The organism is Flavobacterium cerinum (assembly GCF_024496085.1).
Classification (GTDB): Bacteria; Bacteroidota; Bacteroidia; order Flavobacteriales; family Flavobacteriaceae; genus Flavobacterium; species Flavobacterium cerinum_A.
The window spans coordinates 3180905-3199608 of the sequence record NZ_CP101751.1 but is presented as its reverse complement, the minus strand read 5'-3'; the positions used below and the strand labels follow the sequence as shown (position 1 = coordinate 3199608).

Here is an 18704-nt window from a genome sequence, read left to right as displayed (position 1 = left end):
GATTTGCAATCCGTTCCAAAATAACTGTACGCTAGTTGGCACTTCCATAAAACAAAACTACAACTTTTTAGGGGTGTAACCAGCTCAGCAAAGTGATCTTATAAAAAACATTGCTCTGCGAGTGTCTCCTGACCTCGCAGCATAAAGAAACGGATCAAAGATTTTGAAATGCTATTTTTAAATTATTATATTAGCAAGTGAATGTAGTTCTTGTCAAACATATCTACCAGTAACAGATATATCTTTAATAGATTAACAAAATGGAGCATCAGCTTACAACAATATAGCTTCAAACAACATACAAAATAAAAACAAATGAAATTTATCTATTACAACCTTATTTTGCTATTGATAACACTTACGAGTTGCTCAAACGCATCACAATCAAACGACCCGATTCCGGAGCACGAAACTTTTAAAATTCAATCGAGACAGGTTGGAGAAGAAAGGTTAATTAATGTATGGACACCGGAAAACTATAAAACTGGCACCGACTCATTACCTGTAATGTATATGGCAGACGGAGGAGTAAAAGAAGACTTTCCGCACATTGCAAATACATTGGCTAAACTTATAAAAGAGAACAAAATAAAGCCAATTATTCTCGTAGGAATAGAGAATACAGAAAGAAGAAGAGATTTAACAGGTTTTACCGAAGTAGCAAAAGACAAGGAAATAGCACCCGTTGTTGGTGGTTCTGAAAAATTTAGAGCTTTTATAAAAGAGGAGCTTTTCCCTGAAATTAAGAAACGTTACAGAACAACGAGCGAAAAAAGTATTATCGGAGAATCGGCATCAGGACTTTTTGTAATGGAAACATTTTTCTTAACTCCTGAATTGTTTGACAATTATATTGCTTTTGACCCTTCACTATGGTGGAATAATCACTATTTAGTAAGGACTGCAAAAGAGCATTTAGCAAAATTTCCATCAACTGACAAACGAGTTTGGTTTGCAGGCTCAAATGCAGAAGATATTGCACCCTTTACAAAAGAATTGGCAAATCTATTGAAAGCCGAAAACCGAACAAACATAAAATGGAGGTTTTCCGACGAACCAAAAGAAAAGCATACAACTATATTTAGAGCGACAAAAGAAAAAGCAATTATCTGGACATTAAACCAAACGAAATAAAAAGTAAATCTGCGCTATCGGGGTGTTAAACCTTATCTTATAAAAAAATATAGACAAAATTACCTACATAAAATACAAAATATATTAAAAAAGGAATTATTAATATAAGGTGTTTTATTTCAAATTTCAGTTTGTTTCTTAAATAATCTATAAAAACATTCCATGAAAAATATGTGGTTAATACAAATACTGGTATAAAAAGAAACCAATTTATTAAGATTGAAATATCATTTAATCTTTTATTTGAATCTTCAGGTATTAACACTGAGTAAAGATTAATTAAAATCAAAATAATAAATCCGATTAATGTATAATACGAAAACTTTATTGATGTTCTTTTCATTTTTTTAAATAATAACCATTTTTACCCCAGATGGTGCGGATTTACTTCGTCAGTTCGGCTAAAGCCTCGGGTGCAATCCGTGCCATAATATGTAGGGTAGTTGTTATAACTGTTTACTTCCATAAAAAACAAAACTACAACTTTTTAGGGTTGTAGTTTTTAGTTTTAATTACACGGATTACAAATCCGCGCGATCGGGATATAATTCAACACCTCTGAAACATTCATCTTTTTTATTTCAAAAGTATAGCTTTTAAGGTTTCGAACACTTATGATTACAAATCCGCGCTATCGGGTTTACTCTTTAAGATTAACATTATATCCGAATATTTTAACTTTATTGTTTTCTTTTACTAAAGAAATAGATTCTTCAGCATGACCATTGGAATATGTCACATCATAAATCAAAAGATATTCTGTTTTAGGATTTGTTCCACTTGTTTCAGTTGTCTTCCAATCTTTTAAGGTAAAATCTTTAAAGTCGCCTAATTTTTCCTTTTTACTGATTAAATAAGACTTTAAGTCTTCTCTTGCTACTAATTTATAAAAGTCTTGACTCATTAGTTTTGGTATCGAATCAAACTCTTTTTTGGCAGTATATAGATATAAAAATCCAACAACAGATTCTGCAGCTTCTTTATCCCGAATATTATTTTCCTTTTTTATATTGGCATTAAAATTACAAGAATTTAATACTACTACTATGAATATGAATATTATGCTATTTTTCATATGACGAAGTTATTTATATACTTTACCTTCACATTCCCAATTAAAGGATAATATTGTGTCTTTTTTATGAATGTTAAAAACCAGTTCTCCTTTACGTTTAATAATTGTATCTCCTTTAACTAGGTATTTATAATATGTACAGAACCATCTGTTTTGTTCTTTATACAGTGTGTCTTTAAATGTTTTTAAACTCTGTCCGTTTATATCAAAATTATATACAGAATTACTATCATTTATTTTTTTTACTACAAGAAGGCACTCTTCTTCTCTTGTAATTTTTGACAATCTTTCACAATCAATTTTTTCACATGAAAGAAATATAAATATAACCGAAAGAAAAAATATTTTATTCATAATACTTTTTAAAATTTGTATGTTTTACCCAGTTGGCGCGGATTTACTTCGTCAGTTCGGCTAAAGCCTCGGGTGCGATCCGTGCCATAATAAGTAGGGTAGTTGTTACAACTTTTTACTGCCATAAAAAACAAAACTACAACTTTTTAGGGTTGTAGTTTTTAGTTTTAATTACACGGATTACAAATCCGTGAGATCGGGTTTCGAACACTTATGATTACAAATCCGCGCTATCGAGGTTCTAATCTATTATTGGATTATTAATGACTTACATATTAACCAAATTGTATACAATAAATAAGTAATAAACGGACAAATTAGTATAAAATATAAATCTATTACTTTTTTGTTCTTAATATAATGAAGTACAACTTTTGATGTCATAGAAAAACATAGCACAAAAATTATCAATAAGAAAATTTTAATAGTCAAACCAACAAACCCTCTCGTCAAATATGGCGAAAAGTTGTCCTCATTGTAAAATAATAAATTAATGCTAATTAAAATAATTACTCCAATAAAACTTAAAACTGAATATTTTTTTAATTGTTTGTCATTCATCATCTTCTAAATCTATAAAAATTAAATCCATTTTTAATTGCTCTTTTGTCGGGTTTGGTATCAATCGATTGGCTAAAAATAACCGAATTAATATTAGCCCCAGTTTTCAATGAACCTAAACTAAATCCGTTCATTCCCATCCAATTACCCCACATAAAATTTCCAGCATCATAAAGATTGTAAATACTTTTCGAATTACCAAATCTGAAAAACCTAGTATACGAATTGTATTCTGTTCTAAATCTTCCAATATCAGAATGTGCTGCTTCGCTATTTGTCATAAAATTTGGTACTAAATAGGACATTGTAAAGTCAGCACTTCCATGTGACATGTAAGCAGCCATTAACCATGCCTCTCCTAATTTTCCTTGAGCTCTCAATAATAAGGGAGATAAGCCAGCATTTCTAACACCCTCAGCTAATTGATTTTCTGATATTGGAGTGTAAAGCTCGTCTCCTACAGCCCAACTATCAATTTCCGAAAAATCATTTTCAGGGTCATTAAAGAAAAGCTGTTGTCCATTTTCATCAAAAAATCTATTAGGTTTATTATTTTTCACCACATTTGTTACTATTCCTTTTGAATTTACTGTAATATCATCAGGAGGAGTATTATGTGATTTTTGTTCTCTTATTGAATCGGACCAATGTCCCTGATCACTTGCCTGACCGTAAACCACCCCATCATTTCTTTCACTTTGCATCCCATCAGGGTCAACAAAATACATTGGGTTATTATTCGCATAGTTATACGGAGTCCAGATAGCGCGGATTTGCAATCCGTGTACACTAAAATAAGTCCAGTAAAACAACCTCTAAATCATTATCTAAATTTGCATAATTTCTCGCAGAACTATAATAATAATCTTCGGGAAGAACTACAATTTTATCTTTCACAGGATTATTATGAATATAGTTTATTTTCTGGATAATAAACGAAATGGTTTCAACAATTTCCGCATGATAACCATCTTGCCAAACTTTATATTGTTGCGTTCTTTTTAAATGCTGACAAGCTTTTTTAAAATAGTCCAACATCCATTCCCGCCGACTCTCAGGTTCTTCAATAATAGTCTGTATTATTTTCTTGGAAGTAAATTTTTTAAAATCTCGTATTACATCAGAGAGTATAAAACCATTAGTCGCTTTACAAAGTAAATGTAAATGACTAGACATAATACAATATGCATATATTTCTAATCCTTTATTTTGTTTACAATGCTGTAATGCATTTATAAGAATTGTTTTTTGATTTACTCTTGTAAATACATCAATCCATCCTACTATAGTTAGAGTAATAAAATAGGCATTTTCGGTTGTTGTGGCTTTATATTTTGTTGACATGGCAGTATATATAAAAACAAAACTACAACTTTTTAGGGTTGTAGTTTGCTCTTTCTTTATTGGCACGGATTACAAATCCGCGCGATCGGGGTTAGCAATCCGTTCCAAAATAAGTGTACGCTAGATGACACTTCCATAAAACAAAACTACAACTTTTTAGGGTTGTAGTTTTTAGTTTTAATTACACGGATTACAAATCCGCGCGATCGGGTTTTTAATGTTTACATTCTAAAATTTTTAATGTATCATTGTCAATTACAATACCTATCCCTTCTTTTTTTAAAAAAGATTTAATCTCATTAGATGTCCATTTTTTAAACTTATCAGATTCAAAATAAGAAGTTGTAGCATACAGCGATATAGTATCCTTCTTTTTTTCATAATAATCTCTTTTCATATAAGTAGATTTTCTTTGATTAATTTCATATGCGTAGAAAAAAACTGTTTTTAAACTATTTGCTTTTATTTTTTTCTCAAGAAAATTTGCTTTATCAATAAAATCTAATTTTATCGCTGATGGTCCCAAAACTTGTTCGTTATCATTATAAGTTATTCCAACTAAACAAATTTCCTCTTTAATGACTTCTTTATGACAAGAGTTTAAAGATAATAATATAAATAAAATATATTTCATAATATGTTAATTACTGATAGCGCGGATTTGTAATCCGTGTCAAGATTAGTAGGGTAGTTGTTATAATTGCACATTCCATAAAAAACAAAACTACAACTTTTTAGGGTTGTAGTTTTTAGTTTTAATTACACGGATTACAAATCCGCGCGATCGGGATTTTTGGAAATTGTCAATCTTATTTACATTTAATCCAATCACTATTATTCATTTTATTATTGGCTTTTATTGTGCTTTTAGAGCTTTCAATGTAAATCTGAACTGAATCTATATACTTAAGTAACTCATCATTACTTGTATTAATATCCCGAAGAAATGAAATTAATTCTATCAGCGAATTACTAACATTTTTAAATGTCAATAATTTTATTTGATTTCCTTTTTTTAAAACAATTAACTTTTTTCGGTGTGTGGTTAAGGGGGATATAAGAAAAACGCCATTTATTTCCTTTTCAAATTCAGTACCTTTTAATAATTCACTTGACCTTAAAGGTTTTTGTTTAGAATCGTTACTGTCAATCGCACCCATTTTAAACATATACTCCCTTGCTAATTTGGTTGCGCAGTTATTATTGCTAAATTTAATAGAATCAGGTTCTGTTTTAACTTGTGCATTTAATGAATATGTCCCTATCAATAAGAATAACCCTATTTTAATTAAATCTTTCATTTTGCTTTTATTTTTTTAATTCGTCAATAATTTTATTAGAAACATTAGTTGCGGGAACTTCTTCTTTGTTTGGGTTTTTCACACCATATAGTAAATCCTGTGGAGTTGCATGTTCTATCTCATGCCCAAAAATTACTCCCATTGCTTGTGAAAACGTTGTTTCTTTTGGCAGCTCTTTACCATAAACTACAGCGCCACCTTTAGTATTACCATCAACCAAAGACACCACATTTTTTTGATATATAGTTATTTCGAATCCTTCTGGCTTTAAACCAACAACTTTACCTGCTTCATCCTTCACTTGGGCTACACTACCGCTTTTTGATACTATAGGAGTTGTTTCCCCTGCTACCATTTTTCCACTTTCATCAACCGGTTTGTTAACTTTGTCTATCGAGACATAAGTTTTAACATCTGAATTTACAAGCTTATTAAACTGTTCTCTACCTGTTGCTGTTTGTTGAAGAGCTTTTCCTAAATTTTTATCATCTGCGGTAGCATGCTCTGTATAGGCTCCTTTACCACCATTTGCTTTAGGGTCATAAACCTGTTGTCCTGCTTTGTTTCTCCAATCATCCGCTTGCATCCCATCAGGGTCAATAAAATAAATAGGATTATTAAGAGCATAAGTATAAGGGCTAAACCTTCTTGATTTCTCCGCCAGCGGGTCAATATTCATCCAACGACCAATTGCTGCATCATAATTACGCGCGCCATAATCATACATATTCAATCCTAGCTCGTCTTGTAATTCCTTACCGTTGTATTTATATTTATACGGATTCGGATTATCAACCGTTTCTTCAATCAGTTCCGGTACGTTATATCCCGGAGAGCCATCCATTGGCATAGCATAAGTATACGACTCGATATTATAAGCCCGGTGTTTTAATCCAAACGGATAATAATGGTTTTCTTCCATTACCGCTACACTACCGCTTTTCTTATGCCAGGTCCAACTCGTACGAATATTTCCTAAATGATCGGTATAATTATAAACATAGTTAAAATAGTTACTTTCCGTTACTTTAACATAGCCCTCCGCATGCGGAAAAAACGATAATTCCTGATTCTCATATTGAAAGCCCTGTAGGTAATCAACACGAGACGTACTACCGCCATCCAGTACACTTTTTTGTACCTTAACTCCGGCTGCGTTGTAAATATAAGTAATTTTATTACTATCCGCGAACAGAATTTCTGTTGGCAGGTTTAAATGATTATAAACAATATTCGTAATCTTTTTATTCGCATCCTGCGTCATATTACCGTTGGCATCATAGGCATAATCGTTATAGGTATTCCCGTAACCGTTATCCTTAAAACCTTCCGGATTATTGGTCAGATCGTTTACCCGCATCAAACGGTTTCCGTTATAGAAATAGGTCAGATCATCAATATCAATCTTTACCGTCGGGTGATCCAGATTTCCGGTACGTTTCATAGACGTAATATTCCCGTTTTTATCATAAGCAACCGTTTCATTATACGAACCCGGAGTCGGATTATCGGAAATCGGTTTTTGATAGAATGCTTTATTCAATCGGTTTAAGGCGTCGTATTGATAACCATATTTTCGCAATATATTATCGCTTTGAGTGATCCAAAACGTTTCGGAAATATTCCCGTTGTAAAGTGGTACAACATCACCGCCCATACTTTCGGAAGCTAAAACAACTTTACCGGCTTCGCCTTTGGTTACCTGGTTATAGTTGATCTTAAATCCGAATAAGTCACCGTCACCCAAAACTAATTCCGGATTATTTAAAGGGGCGTCGTTATTAATATCGGTCATCCAACCTCTAATGTTATAGCGATAATCTACTTTTTGCATACCACTGGTTCCGGTTGTATCCGGTCCGCCTACGATTTTAGATTCCAAACGGCCCAATTCGTCATAGGTGTTTTTGGTGATCAGCTCTTCATCACCGCCATTGATTTGATGAACATGCGTTAACATTCGGTCTTCATCGGTATAGGTATAGGTGTCTTTTACCGTATATTCCGAGCTGCTGCTGTTTAGCTTATGGTAAGTTTGTGTAAATTCTACTTTTCCGCTAAAATCCAGCTTACTGTCCACACGGGTATAACCGCCCAAATGATTGGTTGTATAAGTACGAATCGGTCGGTATTTCGAATCGTATAGCGTATAACTTTGCTCATTTAACGTTTCCGATGGCGTAGTCAGTACGCGTACCCAACTACCGGTTACCTGTCCGGTTGTAGCCGTAGCAGCTTCCTGTCCGAAAGGATCTGTTTGTTGTGTCGAAACAAGACTGTTCGGATATTGGTAATTATCATAATAGGTAACGGTAAGCAGTTTCATTCCTGTCATCGGAATCACAAGATTGGTATAACCAATACCCACATTATCCACATTCTGAGTTGTTCCGACTTTCACTCTTTCTTCCGAAAGCCTTGCAGTCGTATTGTACTGTTGCTGTAAAGCACTTCGGGTTGAAGCCGTTTGTAGCCAACCGGTATAAGCCACGCGACTTAATTCATCGTATTTGGTAATTAAATATCCGGTTTCAGTACCGCCAAACGGTGATAATGCAGGTCCGGTTGCCACCACACGGTCTAATCGGTCATATACGATAAACTCCCATTGTTTGCCCGGTAGTTTCTTTTCAACCATACGGTTACGGGAATCGTATTTATACTGATAACACAGATTGTCCAGTTGTGAGGCCGGATTGGTTGCCAATGGCGGAATCACATAGGTCAGATTACCGTATAAATCATAAACATAATAGGTGTCGTAAGCCCCGTTATTAAAGGTACGCTTTAAAACCACACGACCTTCTTTATCTTTATATTCTTCGGTGGTATTATTGGTTCCGGATTTCCAGTTTTCATCTTTAATCACCGTTTTATACAACTGATTAACGCTATAAAAACCTTTATCCTGTAACTGAATAGTATACAAACCGTTTGTATTATCCCAGGTTGTCAGTGCAAAGTAATTTTTGACTTCATTGGCATTGTTGGTCAGATACGTCATTTTGATCGTATGATCGGTATCGGCATTCGGATTAACCTGCCAGTCCGTTCCGGGCGCTCCCTGTTTTAAAGGACGAGCCAATGGCGATAATTCCAGTATTTTTTCACTAAACGGTGATTGTCCGCTATATTGCGAATAATTTAATGTAGCCGCTTGCGCATCGGCCTGAAAACTCATATCGTTTACCGTAGCCGGATAGGGAAGATACTCTTTTAACTGACGTCCCATGTCGTATTCCATATGGGTAATCATATCTTTTCCGGTTCCGGATTGCTTATTTGCATTTTGCTGTACCGGTCGGCCTAAACCGTCATAATAGGTAACGGTCGACACCGGACGCCCGCTATTTGCATCCCGATAAGTTGTTTTTTTTGTCCAGTTCTGACTAATTGTTTGTGCGAACATCCCAACAGGAGCGCACAATAAAGCCAATAGTATTTTTTTCATGGTGCTACAGTTTAGTTGAGTTTATAATTAGTATCATACTCTTCGATGATATTCCCGTCATGATCTTTAATGCGTTTTAAGCGTAATAAAGCATCGTATTCATAATAGGTACTACGACAATTAGAATCGACGGTACGACGTAGTAATCGTGTAAACGTATCGTAATAATACCAGGTTACCATTGCTCCCGGATATGTAGAACTAAAAGTACACGGCCCCGGAGTTCCCGGTTCAAAGTCTACCGGAACAACAGGAATATCAATAGGTAGTGAATCCGACCCTCCGTAATTCTCAATCTTTACCGTCAGGTTATCATACGGATCGTATTCATAATGTGTTCTGGTTCCGTCCGGTAGAGCCATTTCAAGAAGATTCCCTCTGTTGTCGTACTTTCGCATATAGATACGGTCTTCCAAAGCACCGGCTCCTTTTGCAAAACGGATGATCTCCGGCTGGATCAGGTTCGGATTGTTGTTCCAACTTTTGTATAACAGGACCTTTGTATCCGTTAAAGTTGGTATACCATTATCCGGTCCGCGGAATGTTTTTATCATTACCGGTTGGGTTACTTTATTCAATTCTACCAGTTTATTCAAAGCTGCCGTTTGTATAGGTGTGATATCCGGAATCTGATTGGACTGATTGGCATAAAAATAATGAACGCGGTTAACTATGTCATCTTCACTCGTCGTGGTTTTTATAGCTGTCGGTAGTCCGGCCAAAGTTCCGTAACTGTAATCGGTTTTGGTAATAATCGGTTTATATCCGCCTTCAAATATGACATCGGTTGTAATTAACATCGGACTGGTGAATTCTTTTTGTGTTTTAGAAATCAGATTTACTCGTTTAGAAAGGAATTCAAATTTTCCGATATCCAGATTGTCCGCTCCGTCTTGCGGATAAGCACAGTTCATATTTGTGTATCCTCCGGTTATACCGGTCATACCATTACCTTCCGGCACATAATCATATTCATAAAACTGTTCTTTTACTTTATAGAATTTACCTTCCTTTTTAATCAGGTCAACCTCCGATAATAGAGTTCCCTGATAAATGGATTCCAGATTCCCGCGATACATTAATTTTTCCGACTTAAAAGGACCTCCTTCCAAGCCATGAATATCCTGACTGGTTATATAATGAGTATTGTTAAACTGCTTTTGCTTGCCTCCCAATTCAAAGTTATCTCCTCCATAACTGATCGTTACATATTCATATTTCTTTTCCAAGTCATCAGCAAATAGTGGAGCAGATGAAAATGTACGCAGTAAAATAGAGCCGGTTTGCGTCAGTAAATCACCCCAGGCCGGATTACAACATTTTAGCACCAGAAGATCGGTTACAAATTCAAAATTGGTTTTAAAATTCAATAGTGAATAGGGATCAGCCTGAAGGTCTTTTGCTTTGTAATAATAAAAACGTTTTATAAAAGCACTTTGGGTTTCTGCGGTAAAGTCGGTAGTTCGCATCACGCGTAAGCCTCCGTTTTCATCGATCGTTTTAAAACCTTTGGTATTAAAGAAATAAGCAGATGCTTGAAACTTCACTATAGAGGAATAGGTATTACTCAATTCAACGGTATATATATGATCTTTAATCACATTTACAGTAAACTCCCGAACATAATTAAAGGCTCCGGTTCCGATTTCTTCGTTACCGTCCGGCATCTGTATTGTTATGAGTTGGGTTGAATTGGCAGTTTCGTCTTTTAATTTAAAAAGGACACGATCAAGGTGACCCATCTGGGCATTGGAAGATAATACCACCCGTACTTTTATCTCTTCATCTATAACAGCCGCAGTGGTACCCATTGTTCCGTCCGGATTGGCATAAAAATTACCTAAAGGTATTGTAGCTAATGTTTTTGATGTCGGATTCATTCCCGGATCATTCCTCCAAATGGTTAACGATCGATGTTCTCTATCGTATGCTTTTGCTTTTAGCGACTCATATTCAAACAACGTATAGCCTTTAGTCGGATGTGTAATCTTTTTTAATGTACCCTTTACAGCATAATTAAAATCCGGTGTACGATCGGCTAAATTATTATGATAATTACTGAATTGCAGATCCTCATTTTGCGGTAATGCGATCGTATTGCTGAATTTTCCATTGAAATAACCGGCTTGGTCTTTAGCCTGACTACGGCGAATCGGTAATCCTAAAGGATCATTGTATTCCAGAATATATTCTTCGTTTTTTCGGCCATGGCCGCTTCCGTAATTCCGGTCTTTATCCAGTTCAACTTTGGTTAAGAAGAAACGTTCAGAATTATTCTTGGCCTGTGGGAACAGGTAGGTAAATTCGGCTTTACGCATGACCGTACTACCTTCTTTTACTTCAATATTGTCCAATACATACTTATAATGCCCGCTCGAACCGTTGCTTCGGTTGAAGAATATCTGCAAATAACTACTTGGACTGTAGATTCGCTTCAGGTGTTTCCCGTTTAGTGTCACCGTTGCCGTACTGCTTATTATATACTGATCTTCATTCGTTGGAGGTCGTTTACAAAGGGACTCGATATGGTTTTCAAAATTTTTATAAGTGATACTATGCTCTTCATTGGCCCAAACGGAATGTGTTGCAAGATCGGTATCATATTCAAACAGGATAATACCATTATCAGGATGTTGAATTTTAGTCAAATAAAATCCGGTATTTGCATACGGATTATCCCGGTGTGATCCCATAAAAGAACTTTCACAGGCGTCTGTACCTCCAAAATAGTATTTAATACCGTCAGGGGTAGTAATACAGAAAGCCTGATTATTACGGAATCGTTGTCGCAAATCGGTTTCAGTACCCACAATTTCGATCTTCATATTACTATCGACTTTAGAAAGTCGCGGTATAAAATCACCATCCAGATAAAAAGTTCCCGAGTAGTTCCCGAATGAAAAACTCCACAGATCGGGTTTAAAATCATAATATTTCCTTGCTCCGACAAAGACTCCGTTTAAAAAGTACGCATGTGCCGAACCGTTTACCAATTGGTTAGGTATAATCATATCAGCTGTTAATCGTTTATCCGCAGAAATTGATTCATCCGGAGCATCATTAATCGTTCTGGAAATAACACCTCCGGCATTCAATGTCCAGTTAATCCCTGTCCAGGTAGCGGTTTGTGCCACTTTTACACCGGATGCCGAATAATTCAATATGATTGGCAATTGTAGTTTTCCGACTTTTGCTGTATAAATAGGAATATTTGCATTTACCATTCCTGTAAATTCATTAATCGGAATATCTCCGAATTTTGTCAGGGCATAAGCTTGCGGAGAAGGTGCTGTTACTTCCGGCTTAACAATCTGACCTGGACCATCGGGTTGCGCCATAGCAGTCCCATAAAGCCCTAAAAGCAGTAAGGTGAATAGTATATTTTTCATGTATTTTTTTCTTATTTAGGTTGGATGCCTTTAATGACTTTTACCGAGTTGTTTTGTACGTTGGTTCGGATTTCTACGATGTAGATCCCTTCCGGATACGTACTTAAATCAACCGGTACGGTACGACTGTCGATTGTGAATTGTTGGAGTTGTCTTCCGGATAAATCGAATACCGATGCGGTTCCGGTCTGAAAGTCATAGCCCACAATGATGTTGGTAAATTGCTGCGCCGGATTCGGTAAGGCTTCGATCGCCGGTTTGTCCGGTTCTTTTTTGTAACGATCTTTGAGTTTTACCACCCAGAAATCACTACCGCCATGACTACCGTTTTTATCACGGGATGCTGTACCTTTAGAGGTACCGGCCAACAGATAACCGCCGTCCCGGGTTTCAACTAATCGGGACAAAATGTCTTCTCCGTCACTACCTACGGTTTTGCTCCACAATTCTTCGCCTTTATCATTGATCTTTAATGCGATATAATCGTTGATGTCCTTTTTGTCTTTTTTTCCGTCGCCCACTTCTGTAGCAGCATGGCCGCCGATTAAAAAGGTATGATCGGGATTCTCAATAATGGAAGTCAGCAAATCTGTTTTACCGTAGTTGTAGGTTTCCTGCCAGATCGTTTGCCCGTCCTGATCCAAACGCACCAACCAGAAATCCGTTCCTTTACCGTTAGCCCTGCTTTTATCGCGTGAGGGATTCGAATTGGAACTTCCGCCCAATAAATAACCGCCTGTCTGACATTGGATGAGTGCCGTCAGGTTATCATCCCCGTCACCGCCTAAAGTACGTTGCCATTCGACAAGACCGTTTTTATCGGTTTTCAGAATCCAGTAATCACCGGCACCGATGTTATCGCTTTGTTTGTTACCCGAAGCCGGAGAATTGGAATACCCACCAATAATATAACCGCCATCCGGGGTTTGTTCGATGGTTTTCAATTGATCCAGGTGTTTACCGCCATAGGTTTTTTGCCATTCGATGGTACCTTCGGCATTTAATTTAACAATCCAATAGTCCAGATTGCCATAATGGTCTTCGGTTTTATCTCCGGATTTACCCGAAGCGGAGGAGCCGCCAATAATATAACCACCGTCTTTGGTACGACGGATACAAGCGAGTTGTTCCTGTCCGCTACCGCCAATAGTGCGTTGCCATTGTTCGCTTCCTTTTGCATCGAGCTTGATGATCCAGAAATCGTCTTGTCCACGGGATTTATTTTTTTTACCGGCTCCTTCTGTCGATTGGGAGATTCCGGCCAGAATAAAACCGCCATCGGAAGTTAATTGGACGCTTTGCAAGAAATCCATACCGGAACCGCCGAAGCTTTTTTGCCATTCGGGCGATCCGTGTTCATCCATCTTCCAAAGCCAGTAATCGAAATTACCGCTGGAAGCCATTTCTTTGTTTCCGTTTTTGTCGGATAAGGAACTGCCGGCTAAGAGAAACCCATAGTCGGGTGTGGGCAGTACATCTGCGAGGAACTCGGCATGCTTACCTCCATACGATTTTTCCCATAGAATATCCTGCGCCTGGGATACCATCGGAAAAAGGCATGGCAATAGTAGTGCCGAAATCCTACCTTTAGCGAAGGTACGATTCGTCATTTTTGTCATTAAATAGTTGTCAATTAAGTTAGTGAAGTGCGAAATTATACTTAAATAACGTCACTTACAAATGAAAAATTGCGATATATAGAAAATTAGAATCTTTATAAATTGCGCACCTTACAGGTTTTAAAAATCTGTCAGGTGTGCAAGGACGCAAATATCGTTTTTAGCGTCATGACAGCTTCTTCTAATTCCTGTTCGTTTAGAGAAGCGAAACCAAATCGGAAAGCATTGTTGGTTTCGTCAATTTCCTTAATAATTAAGTGGTTAACAGCTTTTAAAGAAGCTACGGTATACCCTTTTTTAAGTTGAATCCAGATGGCCATTCCGCCTGAAGGTAAGGTATAAGTGACATAAGAGGATAAATGCGTTTTTAGTAATGTATCCAGAAAATCCCGTCGTTGATGATACCATTTTTTAGCCTTTTTAAGATGCCGTTTTAATTCGCCTTCTTTGATTAATGTTGCAAGCGCATTTTGCATATAACCGTCGCCGCCAACGTCAATAAGTTTTCGTAATGCGGTGGATTGTGCTATAAAGTTACGGGGTGCGATCATAAAGCCCATACGCAAAGACGGATCCAGTATTTTAGAAAAAGAACCGATATAAATCACATGGCCATTATGTGCGCTGCTTGCTAAAGGTAGGTAAGGGGATGACGTATAGTGATAATCGTAGTCATAATCATCTTCGATAATCGCAAACGAATAGCGCCTGGATAATTCCAATAGTTGCATCCTTCTTGCTACGCTAAGTGTTACCGTTGTCGGGTAATGATGATGCGGAATAACATAAACCGCATGAATGGGACTCTTTTTACAGATCAACTCAATGGCTTTTGTATCGATACCGTATTCATCAACAGGAACCGTTATAATTTTAGAACCGGTTTGCCGGAAAGTCGCATCCGCAACCTGATAATTCGGTTGACCTACAATAATAGAAGTGGTCGCATTTAGTAATAATTGAGAAGCCAGATAAATACTCATTTGCGCACCGTGCGTTATCATGATATTTTCGGCGGTGATAGTAAGTCCTCGCGATTCAGATAAATAAGTAACCAAAGCTTCCCGGAGTTTTAAAGTTCCCTGAGTTGTCCCGATATGAGCTGTTTTGATGGCATGTTTGCGTCCGGTATAAGAACGATAGGTTTTTAATAAATCCGAAATAGGAGATAAACGTACATCAGGATGCCCGTCATCGATAATGATGTCGGGTATTGGATTTAAAAATGTTTCTTTTTGATCCTCGGTTAATTGTCGGAACGGAAGACTAAAATCATTAGTATAAGCCGATTCTGAAATAGCCGCACTCCATTTTTTCGGTGGTAGTAACGGAATGCGATCGGAAACGAGAACCTGCTTTCTTGGAATCACAAGAATCCAATCCTGGGCGCTTAATTCATCATAAGCTGCCACAATTGTTTTTCGATGCACTTGTAATATCCGCGCCAGTTCACGGCTACCCGGTAATGGTGTACTCGCTTTTAACGAACCGTTTCGGATGGCTGTAATGATAGCAATGGCAATTTGCCTGTATATCGGAATTTTACTGGTTTTATCAATATTAATAATGTGTTCGAACGGAAACATCTGGACTACCTTATATGTTTAAACTGGATCACAAATATAGTCCTGTTTAGGTATATTTTTGTCCTGTAAAATCAAAATAAATACAACATGGACTACAAAATCAAAAAAGCAAGCCTGGAAGATCTGGAGGCAACAGCCGTATTATTCGATCATTATCGTGTTTTTTATCGACAACAATCGGATATAGAAAAAGGAAAAGCCTTTTTAAAAGAACGTTTTCTGAATAGCGAATCCGATATTTTTTTGGCAGTTGTAAACGACAAAGCGGTTGGGTTTGTACAACTTTATAAATTATTCCATTATACAAAACTGCAAAAACAATGGTTGCTAAGCGATTTGTTTGTTCATCCGGATTATAGAGGCAAAGGTTTATCGGTCGCTTTGATTGATCGCAGTAAACAATGGTGTGAAGAAACCGGAGCCTGCGGACTGATGTTGGAAACGGAAAAAACGAATGATATCGGAAACCAACTTTATCCGCGATGTGGATTTGAGTATGATGCAGCTCATAATTATTATCATTGGTGGCGATAAAGTAAAATGACGGCAGGTACAAATTGACTTGCCGTTTTAAAAGGCCGGGTAGCTGAGTGGTCAGGCAAGGATGTGCAAATCCTGTACAGTGGTTCGAATCCATTCCCGGCCTCAAAAATGATAAAACGAAGTATGGAAGCAATTCTTTTACATAATCTGGAAACAATTCTAAACCGGATCACAAAAGCAGCAATCAAATGTAATCGGAATCCGGATGAGATTCGGTTACTATTGGCGACTAAAACGGTTCCGGCTGACCGGATCAGAATGGCATTAAAAGCTGGACAAACGCTGATTGGAGAGAATAAGGTTCAGGAGATTAAAGATAAATATGCCGGTTTAAAGGATATTCCGCACGAGAATCATTTTATCGGACATCTGCAAACGAATAAAATAAAGGACATTCTAAAATATTCGATTTCCTGTATTCAGTCTTTGGATCGTTTGGATTTGGCCTTAAAATTAAACGAGCGATTGTTACGCGAAAATAAAACGATGGAGGTATTGATTCAGGTGAATACATCAGGAGAAGCCAGTAAATTCGGAATTGCTCCGGATGACGCCATACCATTTATAAAAGAAGTAGCGCAATTATCAGCCTTACGAATAAAGGGATTAATGACAATCGGGTTGTTTAGTGCCGAAACGGAAAAAGTCTGTCCGTGCTTTCGATTATTAAAACAAATACAGGAGGAAGCAAGAGCCTTGGAACTTCCGGGTGTTGAAATGAACGAACTTTCGATGGGAATGAGCGGTGATCTGGAAACTGCAATCGAAGAAGGCGCTACGATAGTTCGGGTGGGAACCGCAATTTTCGGACAACGGATTTATCCGGATAGCTATTATTGGAACGAAAGAAGTTAAAGTTTCAATCGGTTATTTGATTTTTAGTTTTTGAATAATCTTTAACAACGGTTCTCTGTTTTTTGCTTCATGATAAAACTTCGGCAACTTTTCTAAAAGTGTAAAATGCGTTCTGTCATGATGCTCCCGTAATTTAGCCGAAATATACTGTTCCAGATAGTCCAGATGAGCATAATTATAGGCCCAAAACAGGTCTTCTTTAAACGAATGTTGTAACCATAAACGGGCATTAAAATAGCGATGAGCAGCGATTTGAAGACTCGCAGTATTTCCTGAAATACTAATTCGGGTTGACAATTCTTTATTATAACCGCAGTTAGTACAAAACAATCGGGCGTTTTTTGTCGGATAATCCACTTTGGCTACTGCTTTCTTTTCACAAGACGGACAATAAACCAATGTTTCGGTTTGAAAATCGGAAAGGGTTTTATTTTGGTCCTGAAAACGGGAATTCATCAGATTAACGGGTATTAGTATCTTTTAGATTAACTGCCAAACGGCAATAATAGTATATTTTGTTTACCAAAGGCGGAATATTTTTATTCATATAAGCAGCTTCCGATTTGCTATTGCTGTTTTGTTTAAGATCAGCACGGTATAAAGCAACTGATTGCAGTATAAGATGAAAAGATAATTCCGTTTTTTCCCGTTCGTCATTCCGGTGCGGTAAAATTACCTTTAAGTGTCGGGTTAAACGTTTTTCCTGTTGGATACCGATACGTATTAAACTATCCAGGGCAATCTGTTTTTCCTTGACATTGGTAGTATTAACCGCAGCTTTTACCTGTAGTAAATAATCTTTTACAGCATAAAGACTATCGATGCTTTTTCCGGTTTGCGCCGTTACACCAGGGAAAGAGTACATAAAGAGGAGTACTATTACAAGTCTAGTCATACCAATATTCGTTTTTGAGGATATAGCCCGCTTTTTTAAAAGCACTGATAAGCTTTTCGGCCAGCTCCTGATTTTGTTTGTTATATGATAAATACAGGAAAAATAAATCGGTATTGTGAGTTGTAACCGTACCGTTTACGGTAGTCTTAACTGTTACGGCATCGGGTTCTGTCTCCAATAGAATGTTAATATCTTTAGAAATTGCTTTAATCTTGCTTAAAGGGACTTCTTGTTTTTCAATAGCATAATCAGAATCGCTGATCTTTTTTCGAACAATAAGGCTGATTGTTCTTATATTATTAGTAATAGAATGTTGTATGATTGAATCGGTTGGTATGTCATTTACGTTTATTGAGGACATTCCGATATGATAATTCCGCAGTACTTCAAAAAAAGGACCAATATAATTTTCAGGATCTTTTTTTTGCCGGCGGATCTCCTTCTGAAGTTCCTGATTTAATAATGAAACGATTTTCTTTTCCTGCGCTGCTCCGATAGCGGGAAGAAGCCCTAACAAAGAGAAAATAAGAAATTGCTTTATTGTATGATTTGTTTTAGCAGCCAAACGGATCATTGTTATACTATTCTTTTACTCTT

Annotated in this window: 16 protein-coding genes and 1 tRNA gene; 4 read left to right on the top strand and 13 right to left on the bottom strand. The window is 36.8% G+C overall.

Going from position 1 to position 18704, the window contains the following annotated elements:
• The first annotated feature begins 315 nt into the window (after window positions 1-315).
• Window positions 316-1134 carry an alpha/beta hydrolase gene (locus NOX80_RS14390; protein ID WP_256550495.1) on the top strand — a complete coding sequence of 273 codons (819 nt, stop codon included), beginning with the start codon at window positions 316-318 and terminating at the stop codon, window positions 1132-1134.
• Between the two features lie 640 nt (window positions 1135-1774).
• Here the strand turns inward: NOX80_RS14390 and NOX80_RS14385 are convergent.
• The 10 genes from NOX80_RS14385 to pdxR all read right to left on the bottom strand — a co-directional run bounded on the left by NOX80_RS14385 (window position 1775) and on the right by pdxR (window position 15814).
• Window positions 1775-2209, bottom strand: a complete 435-nt coding sequence (locus NOX80_RS14385; RefSeq protein WP_256550494.1) for a hypothetical protein — start codon at window positions 2207-2209, stop codon at window positions 1775-1777.
• A gap of 9 nt (window positions 2210-2218) precedes the next feature.
• Window positions 2219-2563: a hypothetical protein gene (locus NOX80_RS14380; RefSeq protein WP_256550493.1), complete on the bottom strand. Its 345-nt coding sequence runs from the start codon at window positions 2561-2563 to the stop codon at window positions 2219-2221.
• A 560-nt stretch (window positions 2564-3123) separates the two neighbouring features.
• Entirely contained in the window at window positions 3124-3852 is a 729-nt protein-coding gene (locus NOX80_RS14375) for a polymorphic toxin type 44 domain-containing protein (RefSeq protein WP_256550492.1), read from the bottom strand.
• A 61-nt stretch (window positions 3853-3913) separates the two neighbouring features.
• Window positions 3914-4468 (bottom strand): REP-associated tyrosine transposase, encoded by a 555-nt coding sequence (locus tag NOX80_RS14370; RefSeq protein ID WP_256550491.1) that lies wholly within the window; start codon window positions 4466-4468, stop codon window positions 3914-3916.
• Window positions 4469-4682: 214 nt separating this feature from the next.
• Window positions 4683-5102, bottom strand: coding sequence for a hypothetical protein (locus NOX80_RS14365; protein WP_256550490.1), 420 nt, complete (start codon window positions 5100-5102; stop codon window positions 4683-4685).
• Between the two features lie 175 nt (window positions 5103-5277).
• Entirely contained in the window at window positions 5278-5769 is a 492-nt protein-coding gene (locus NOX80_RS14360; RefSeq protein WP_256550489.1) for a hypothetical protein, read from the bottom strand.
• 7 nt (window positions 5770-5776) lie between these two features.
• The gene (locus NOX80_RS14355) at window positions 5777-9220 is read right to left on the bottom strand and encodes a DUF6443 domain-containing protein (protein ID WP_256550488.1); all 3444 of its coding nucleotides are present in this window, start codon (window positions 9218-9220) and stop codon (window positions 5777-5779) included.
• Window positions 9221-9231: 11 nt separating this feature from the next.
• Window positions 9232-12609 (bottom strand): RHS repeat domain-containing protein, encoded by a 3378-nt coding sequence (locus NOX80_RS14350; RefSeq protein ID WP_256550487.1) that lies wholly within the window; start codon window positions 12607-12609, stop codon window positions 9232-9234.
• Window positions 12610-12620: 11 nt separating this feature from the next.
• A complete protein-coding gene (locus tag NOX80_RS14345; protein ID WP_256550486.1) occupies window positions 12621-14219 on the bottom strand; it encodes a T9SS type A sorting domain-containing protein in 1599 nt (532 codons plus the stop codon).
• 140 nt (window positions 14220-14359) lie between these two features.
• Window positions 14360-15814: a MocR-like pyridoxine biosynthesis transcription factor PdxR gene (gene pdxR / locus NOX80_RS14340; protein ID WP_256550485.1), complete on the bottom strand. Its 1455-nt coding sequence runs from the start codon at window positions 15812-15814 to the stop codon at window positions 14360-14362.
• Between the two features lie 87 nt (window positions 15815-15901).
• On the opposite strand from pdxR, the gene NOX80_RS14335 reads away from it, so the two are divergent.
• The 3 genes from NOX80_RS14335 (at window position 15902) to NOX80_RS14325 (ending at window position 17212) form a co-directional block, all read left to right on the top strand.
• On the top strand, window positions 15902-16348 hold the full coding sequence (locus tag NOX80_RS14335) for a GNAT family N-acetyltransferase (protein ID WP_256550484.1): 447 nt from the start codon (window positions 15902-15904) through the stop codon (window positions 16346-16348).
• A 42-nt stretch (window positions 16349-16390) separates the two neighbouring features.
• A tRNA-OTHER gene (locus tag NOX80_RS14330) sits at window positions 16391-16460 on the top strand.
• Between the two features lie 20 nt (window positions 16461-16480).
• On the top strand, window positions 16481-17212 hold the full coding sequence (locus NOX80_RS14325; RefSeq protein ID WP_256550483.1) for a YggS family pyridoxal phosphate-dependent enzyme: 732 nt from the start codon (window positions 16481-16483) through the stop codon (window positions 17210-17212).
• Window positions 17213-17224: 12 nt separating this feature from the next.
• Here the strand turns inward: NOX80_RS14325 and NOX80_RS14320 are convergent, their stop codons facing one another.
• Genes NOX80_RS14320 through NOX80_RS14310 form a run of 3 tightly spaced genes read right to left on the bottom strand, consistent with a single transcriptional unit; the run spans window position 17225 to window position 18672 of the window.
• Entirely contained in the window at window positions 17225-17668 is a 444-nt protein-coding gene (locus NOX80_RS14320) for a hypothetical protein (protein ID WP_256550482.1), read from the bottom strand.
• 4 nt (window positions 17669-17672) lie between these two features.
• On the bottom strand, window positions 17673-18107 hold the full coding sequence (locus NOX80_RS14315; protein ID WP_256550481.1) for a hypothetical protein: 435 nt from the start codon (window positions 18105-18107) through the stop codon (window positions 17673-17675).
• A complete protein-coding gene (locus NOX80_RS14310) occupies window positions 18100-18672 on the bottom strand; it encodes a hypothetical protein (protein ID WP_256550480.1) in 573 nt (190 codons plus the stop codon). Before NOX80_RS14310 ends, NOX80_RS14315 begins: the two co-directional genes overlap by 8 nt.
• Window positions 18673-18704 lie beyond the last annotated feature (32 nt).